The organism is Aeromonas aquatilis (genome assembly GCF_054052405.1).
On sequence record NZ_JBSTYP010000167.1, the window covers coordinates 1 to 489 of the forward strand.

The 489-nt window shown below is 59.5% G+C and carries 1 protein-coding gene; it reads right to left on the bottom strand.

The features are described 5' to 3' along the window. On the bottom strand, nucleotides 1-489 hold a 489-nt coding region (locus tag ACW5W8_RS23840), incomplete at both ends, for an IS1595 family transposase (RefSeq protein ID WP_498630887.1).

A 489-nucleotide genomic window follows, 5' to 3' on the forward strand; every position in this document is an offset into this window, starting at 1 on the left:
CTTTCAACCGATGGTGATACCCGTTCACGTGCTGGATGTGATACGCACCGACCACCCGTTCGCCTTGGCGATTGTGCACGACCTGATGGGTTACGCCCTGCTCTTTGCTGAAACTGGCATACACACCCGCACCATCGCTACACAACACCGCATCCGGTGACACCAACGGCTTCAACACCGCGATGACCGTCTCGGCATCTATTTTCTCCAACTGGAAATCCGCATGGTGGCCTGCACGGTCTTGTACCACCATCACCGGGATGTAATCTGGCCCGGTTCCACGAGTGCGCCCCTTGCCACCACGATGCCTTGGCGGACGCGGCAGCCCCCGTTGCCCTTTGAACGATTCAAGGAAGAAGGTCTCATCAACCTCAACAATGCCCTCTTCCCGTGTGGCTTGATGGCCTGCCATGGCACGCAAGAAGCGGTGACGCCAGAGGAACGCGGTGTTTTTGCTGACCCCACAGCGCCGCGCTGCCTGGCGGACGG